This is a genomic window from Streptomyces shenzhenensis, from assembly GCF_021462265.1.
Taxonomy (GTDB): Bacteria; Actinomycetota; Actinomycetes; order Streptomycetales; family Streptomycetaceae; genus Streptomyces; species Streptomyces shenzhenensis.
This window is the reverse complement of record NZ_JAJONF010000105.1, coordinates 1-6674: the sequence shown is the minus strand read 5'-3', so window position 1 is coordinate 6674 and position 6674 is coordinate 1. Positions and strand designations below refer to the sequence as shown.

Here is a 6674-nt window from a genome sequence, read left to right as displayed (position 1 = left end):
GGACTCCAGCGCGTCCAGATGCGACAGCGAGAAGGCGCTCATGCCAGTCCCCGCTCCACCAGCAGCGCGTGCACCGCGTCCGCCGACTCCTGCGGGGTCTGGTTCTGGGTGTGCAGCACCAGCGCCGGATCGGTGGGTGGCTCGTACGGGTCGTCGACACCGGTCAGCCCGGTCATCTCGCCCGCGGCCTGCTTGGCGTACAGGCCCTTCACGTCCCGCTCGAAGCACACCTCGACCGGGGTCGCCACATGCACCTCCAGGTACGGTGTCCCGCTCTTCTCGTGCCTGTTCCGCACCGCTTCGCGGCTGTCGGCGTAGGGGGCGATGACCGGGACGACGCAGAGCACGCCGTTGCGCGCGAGCACCTCGGAGACCAGGCCGATGCGCTGCACGTTGGTGGTGCGGTCCTCCCGGGAGAAGCCGAGGCCGGCCGAGAGGAAGCGGCGTATCTCGTCGCCGTCGAGGACCTCCACGCGGTGTCCCCCGGCCTTGAGCCGGTCGCCGAGGAGGCGGGCGATCGTCGTCTTGCCCGCGCTCGGCAGCCCCGTCAGCCAGACCGTGGCTCCCTGAGCCCTTGGCGTGGTGGTCATGCGCAACAGACCTCTTCCTTACCTCTGGACGAACTTGCGTACGACCTGTCGAAGGGTAGGTAAGAACTCTGAGAGGAGTGGTCAAGAAAGCTTAGGTTTAACTGAGTGACGCCGAGTATGCAGGAGGTGACATTACCCTGTCATGCACATTTCACAAGTGGGCGTTCTCTGAGCAGGCAACAGGACGCGCAGAGGTCGGTCACAGCCCGACGAGGGCGCCTCCGGCGTCCCGCAGCCGGTCGTGCAGCGCGTGGAAGACGGCCGCCGAGCGGGCGCCCGGCCAGTCGGCGGGCAGCAGGCTCGCCGGCAGTCCGGGGTCGGTGTACGGCAGGTGGCGCCAGGAGTCGAGAGCGCGGAGATAGTCACGGTAGGCGTCCTCGGGCGGGGTGTCCGCCCGGTGCTCCCAGTCGCGCAGCACCGGCTCGTGGGCGTCGAGGAACTGCTCGTGCGCCTTGGCGATCGCGGTCAGGTCCCACCAGCGGGCGACCGCCTCGGCGGTGGGGGCGAAGCCGAGGTGCTCACCCCGGAAGAAGTCCACGTACGGATCGAGGCCGAGCCGGCACAGCGTGTGCCGGGTCTCCTCGAACAGCCGGGCCGGGGCGATCCACACGCCCGGGGCGGCGGTGCCGAAGCCGAGTCCGGCCAGCCGGGAACGCAGCACGTGCCGCTTCTGCCGCTCCGACTCGGGCACCGAGAACACCGCGAGCACCCAGCCCTCGTCCTCCGGCGGCGCGCCGGCGTACACCCGGCGGTCACCGTCTTCGAGCAACTGCCGTGCCTCATCGGAGAGTTCGTACCCGGCGGCGCCCTGCGCGGTACGGGCCGGGGCCAGCAGCCCGCGCCGTTTCAGCCGGGACACCGACGAACGTACGGAGGGGGCGTCCACGCCCACGGCGGCCAGCAGCCGGATCAGCTCGGCGACGGGCACCGGGCCGGGCAGGAGGCGGCCGTACGCGCCGTAGAGCGTGACGATGAGGGACCGCGGGGCGTGTTGCTCGGGCACGTTGATCATTTTAGGTCCCCGGCATCGCTGCTGGTCACCTTCGGTGCCCGGCTGAATGAGAGTCAGGGTTCCGGGGCCGCCCCGGCCCCTGGTGCCGGGTCAGGCGGCGACGGCGAGGCGGTCGGCCGGGCCGCGGTGCGGCGGGACCACGCTGCCGTCGGGGTGCAGCTCGCCGGTGTCGTCGAAGACGATCGCCCCGTCGCAGAGCAGGGTCCAGCCCTGCTCGGGGTGGGCGGCGACGATGTGCGCCAGGCCGAGGCCGGCCGTCGCGCTCGGGGACTGGTGGGAACACATGGCGCACCTCCACGGGTCTGCCTCCGGCACGGACGCCGACCGGCATGACCAGACCATGCTCCTGCCGTGAACGCCGGGGAACCCCCTGCCGCGACCTGTGACAACACGCGGACAACTCCCGGACGCCGCCACGACGGACGCCGCGGCTCCGGGACCCCCGCGTCCCCCCAGCGGTGTGCGACGGCGCCGCAGACCGCGGGGGGAACACCGGCAAGGTCACCTCCAGGAAGCCGGGGACCGGCGCGGCCCGCGTCCGAGGCGCCGGTCAGGGAGCCGCGCGGCTCGGGCGGCCCGCCGCGGCCGTCCTGCCGCGCTCGGCCGGCGGCACATCACCCTCGCCCGGGCCTGAGACGCCTTGCCGGGCGGCCCAGCACCGCACGGCGCCGGACCGCCGGACGCCGATGACCTCCGTCACCGGCTCAGCAGCTTCCGCAGCGCCGATGTCACCTCCTCCGGCGCCTCCTCCGCCATGAAGTGACCGCAGTTCACCGTGTGGTGCTCCAGGTCCGGCGCCCAGGCCCGCCACAGCGCGGCCGCGTCGTACCCGAGGGCGGCGCCCCAGTCCTGCTGGAGCACGGTGACCGGCATGGCCAGCTGGTTCCCGGCGGCCCGGTCGGCCCGGTCGTGCTCGGTGTCGACGCCCGCCGAGGCCCGGTAGTCGGCCACGATCGAGGGCACCGCCGCCCGGCAGGCCGCGAGATAGACGGCGCGGATGCCGGCGGGGATCGCGGTGGGGTCGTTCGACCACAGGTCGAGGAAATGGCCGAAGAACAGGTCCGGAGCCGCGCCGATCAACTCCTCCGGCAGCCCCGGCGGCTGGGCCATCAGGTACAGATGGAAGGCGACGGCGGCCGTGGTGCCGTGCAGCACCTCCCACATGTCCAGGGTGGGCAGGACGTCCAGCAGTGCCAGATGCGTGACCGCCTCCGGATGGTCGAGCCCGGCTCGGAAGGCGACCAGCGCGCCCCGGTCGTGCCCGGCCAGCGCGAAGCGCTCGTGACCGAGGGCCCGCGCGAGCGCCACGATGTCGGCGGCCATGGTCCGCTTCGCGTACGACGTCCCGTCCGCGTCGGCCGGTTTGTCGCTGGCGCCGTAGCCGCGCAGGTCAGGACAGATCACGGTGTGCCCGTCCGCGAGGTCGGCGGCCACGTGCCGCCACATCAGGTGGGTCTGGGGGAAACCGTGCAGCAGGACGACCGGGCTGCCGGTGCCGCCGACCGCCGTGTGCAGGGTGACGCCGTCCGCGACCTGGACGCGGTGCGCCCGAAAACCAGGAATGTTCATGCGCCGAGGCTCTCGCGTCCGGATCAGCAGCCGATCAGCAACACGTACGGTGGGCGGGTGAGCATCGACCAGGTCGCCTTCGGGGTGCTCGGGCCCGTGACGGCGGAGCGGGCCGGCCTCCCGCTCGCCCTGAAGGGCCCACGGCACCGCGCCGTACTGGCCCGGCTGATCGTCGCCCGCAGACGCGTGGTGCCCGTGGCCCGGCTGGTCGCCGACCTCTGGACGGAGCCGCCGCCCAGCGCCGTCGGCGCCGTCCGCACCTTCGTGGGTGATCTGCGGCGGGCCCTCGAACCCGACCGGCCGCCCCGTGCCCCCGCCCGGCTGCTGGTCACCGACGGTCCCGGCTACGCCCTGCGTGCCGAAGCCGTCGACGCCTGGCGCTTCGAGCGGGCCGTGGGAGCCGCCGGGCAGCAGGAGCCCGTCCGGGCCGGGCAACTGCTCACGGAGGCGCTGGAACTGTGGCGTGGACCCGCCTACGCCGAGTTCGCAGACGAGGAGTGGTGCGGGGGCGAGCGGGCCCGGCTCGCCGAGCTGCGGCTGCGAGCCGTGGAGCAGCGGGCCGAGGCACTGCTGGCGGCGGACCGGGCGGCCGAGGCGGTACCGGACCTGGACGCCCACCTCGTCGGGTACCCGTGGCGCGAGGAGGCCTGGCGACTGCTCGCGCTCGCCCTCTACCGGACCGGCCGCCAGGGCGACGCCCTCGCGGTGCTCCGTCGGGCCCGCGCGACCCTCGCCGGCCAGTTGGGCGTCGACCCCGGCCGGGCGCTGCGCCGGCTGGAGGCCGACGTGCTCGCCCAGGACCCCGGCCTGGACGCCCCCGCCGTCCCGGAGGCCGCGGCGGCCCGGGTCTGGTCCCGGGCCGCCGAGGTGTACGACCGTACCGTCGCCGCCGGTTCCCGGGCCCGGCTCGAATCCGCCGTCGGGCTGCTGCGCACCCTCGCGGTGACCGGCTCCGGCGGGCTGGCCGCCGCCCGCGAACACCGGCTCGCGGCGATCACCGCGGCCGAGGAGTTCGGCGACCCGGAACTCACTGCCCGGGTCATCGGCGCCTACGACGTCCCCGCGATCTGGACCCGGTCCGACGACGAGTCGGGCGCCCGCCGCATCGTCGGGGCCGCGGAACGGGCGCTGGCCCGCCTCCCCGCCACCCCGGCCCACGACGCGGCCCGCTGCCGGCTGCTGGCCACCGTCGCCCTGGAGTCACGCGGCACCCGGTCCGACCGCGCCGTGGCAGCCGCCGCGGAGGCGGAACACCTCGCCCGCCGCCTGGACGACCCGGCGCTGCTCGCCTTCGCCCTCAACGGCGTCTTCATGCAGTCCTGCACCCGGACCGGCCTCGCCCCGCGCCGCGACGCCGTCGGCACCGAACTGGTCGCCCTGGCCGCCCGGCACGGCCTGGTCACCTACGAGGTACTCGGCCACCTGATCAGGGTCCAGACGCGGTCCGCCCTCGCCGACTTCCCCGCGGCCGACGAACACGCCGAAGCCGCCGACCGGTTGGCCGACCGCCATGAGCTGCCCCTGGTCCGGGTGTTCACGGAGGGATACCGGGCGCTGCGCCTGGCGGCGACGGGCGAGACAGGGCAGGCGAGGGGAAGAGCCGACAGCGGCGGGGAAAGACGCCTACCGGTTTCCGGCAGACGGGCCGGGCCGGATGGTGGGCGGGACGTAGGTCGGGGTGAAGTGGCTGGGCCGGGTGGTGGGCCTGACGCAAGCGGGGGTGCAGTGGCTGGGTGGGGTGGTGGGCGGGACGTAGGCCGGGGTGAAGTGGCTGGGCCGGGTGGCGGGCGTGACGTAGGCCGGGGTGGAGCGGCTGGGCCGGGTGGCGGCCCTGACGCGAGCGGGGGCGAAGCGGCTGGGTGGGGCGGCGGGCGGGATTCGGGCCGGCGCGGTGTGGCCGGGCGGGGCGGCCGGGGCCCGGGGTCCGGTGCCGAGGCCGCCACGGCCCGCGGGACGGGCGGTCGCACGCCCGTCGCCGGCTCCCTCGCGCCGTGCGGGACCGGAACGCCGGCCGACCCCGGTGGTCCTGTCGAGGCCGCCTACCGTGCGGTCGGCCGGCTCCTGGACGGGGGCGGTATGCCCGGGGTGCGCGACGGGCTGCTCCCACTCGCGCTGCTCTGTGCGCGGCTCGCCGGGCGGCCGTACCGGATCCTCGAGGCCGTCGATCCAGCCGCCGACTGGGGGCCGTATCTCCCCTGGATCCGGCCCGCACTCGCCCTCGCCGAGGACGGTGAAGAGGCAGCCCGCGACGTGCTTCGCGGGCTGCCCGAACCTCCCGCCGACCTCGTGCAGGAGGCGTTGTGGTGCGTCACGGCGGCCGTCGCCCTGGCAATCGGCGACCGCCCGACGCTGCACCGCTGCCTGGTGCGGCTGCGCCCGGCCGCCGGCCAACTCGCGGGCGCCGGCAGCGGATTGCTGACGGCGGGACCCGTCGACGGCTGGCTGGCGGCGATCGAGGAGGCACTCCGCTAGGCGCACCGCCGAAAGTGCCGCGACGCGACGTCGGTCGGCTCCGGCCGGATGCCGCCCGGCCCGCTCAAGGCTCACCGCGTGCCGCACACCGGTTTCGGAGCCGCCTTGGCGTCGCCGTTCCGCGCGGACCGGGCGTCCTGTACGCGCTGCCCGTCCTGGAGCAGTCCCCGGACACCGGGGTCCTGGCCGGTAGTGACGCGCGCGATGGTCAGGGGGACGGCCTCGTGGCGCGGCGCTGGTCCGGTGTGCCGGCCGCCGGTGACCGGGCCTGGTGGTCCTCGCCGTCCGCCCTCAGGCGGTCGGCTCGGCCGGGACGAGGGAGGCGAGGGCGGCGTCGAGGCGGTGGGTGGCCTCCTCGGCGACCGGGCGGAGGGCGTCGAGTCCGGTGAGGGCGACCATCGTGTCCGGGTCGAGGGCCTGTACGGCGGTGCGGTCGCCGTCGCGGCGTACGACGACGTTGCAGGGCAGCAGCAGGCCGATGGAGCGGTCGGCGTCCAGGGCGCGGTGGGCGAGGGCCGGGTTGCAGGCGCCGAGGATGAGGTAGTCCTCCATGTCCGCCGCGGCCGGGCCGAGCTTGGCCTTGAGGGTGGCGGTGACGTCGATCTCGGTGAGGATGCCGAAGCCCTGGGCGGCGAGGGCGTCACGGGTGCGGGCGACGGCGGTGGTGAAGTCGGTGTCCAGGTGGACCGTGCGGTCGTAACGCATGGCGGTGATCCCTGCCTTCGTGTCTGCTCGCGTAGCCGGGAGGCGTGTCCTGTCGTGTGCGCGAGGTGCCCGTGGTGATGTCACCCGCGCTCTCCCTGGCTCCGATAATACCCCCGGGGGTACATGTGCTCCCGTCGAGCCCAGGGCCTTGCGGCGCGTGTCGTCCCGGTGTCGCTCCAGGCGGGTGGGCGGGCGGCAGCGTGAACGGAACGGGAACCGGCGCACGCGCCGAACGCCCGCCGCGCCGGCTCCCGCGGTACCGAGGCAGTACTCACGGTGCCAGCTCGATGGCGGTCTCCGGCGGCTGGTGGAGGGTGTTGTGGACT

Annotated in this window: 5 protein-coding genes and 1 pseudogene; 1 reads left to right on the top strand and 5 read right to left on the bottom strand. The window is 74.8% G+C overall.

Annotated features, from left to right (window positions below; all coding sequences use genetic code 11):
- Positions 1 to 38: 38 nt before the first annotated feature.
- The 4 genes from cysC to LQ326_RS46515 all read right to left on the bottom strand — a co-directional run bounded on the left by cysC (position 39) and on the right by LQ326_RS46515 (position 3171).
- The gene (gene cysC, locus LQ326_RS46530) at positions 39 to 590 is read right to left on the bottom strand and encodes an adenylyl-sulfate kinase (RefSeq protein ID WP_234545268.1); all 552 of its coding nucleotides are present in this window, start codon (positions 588 to 590) and stop codon (positions 39 to 41) included.
- Positions 591 to 789: 199 nt separating this feature from the next.
- Positions 790 to 1602, bottom strand: a complete 813-nt coding sequence (locus LQ326_RS46525) for a PaaX family transcriptional regulator (RefSeq protein ID WP_234545267.1) — start codon at positions 1600 to 1602, stop codon at positions 790 to 792.
- A 90-nt stretch (positions 1603 to 1692) separates the two neighbouring features.
- Positions 1693 to 1887: a DUF5999 family protein gene (locus LQ326_RS46520; protein WP_234545266.1), complete on the bottom strand. Its 195-nt coding sequence runs from the start codon at positions 1885 to 1887 to the stop codon at positions 1693 to 1695.
- A gap of 411 nt (positions 1888 to 2298) precedes the next feature.
- Positions 2299 to 3171 carry an alpha/beta fold hydrolase gene (locus tag LQ326_RS46515; RefSeq protein WP_234545265.1) on the bottom strand — a complete coding sequence of 291 codons (873 nt, stop codon included), beginning with the start codon at positions 3169 to 3171 and terminating at the stop codon, positions 2299 to 2301.
- A gap of 63 nt (positions 3172 to 3234) precedes the next feature.
- On the opposite strand from LQ326_RS46515, the pseudogene LQ326_RS48170 reads away from it, so the two are divergent.
- A pseudogene (locus LQ326_RS48170) lies at positions 3235 to 4753 on the top strand (AfsR/SARP family transcriptional regulator); the annotation flags it as partial.
- A 1181-nt stretch (positions 4754 to 5934) separates the two neighbouring features.
- Here LQ326_RS48170 and LQ326_RS46505 read toward each other — a convergent pair.
- Complete coding sequence (locus LQ326_RS46505) at positions 5935 to 6348, bottom strand: DUF302 domain-containing protein (protein ID WP_234545264.1); 414 nt, start codon at positions 6346 to 6348, stop codon at positions 5935 to 5937.
- Positions 6349 to 6674 lie beyond the last annotated feature (326 nt).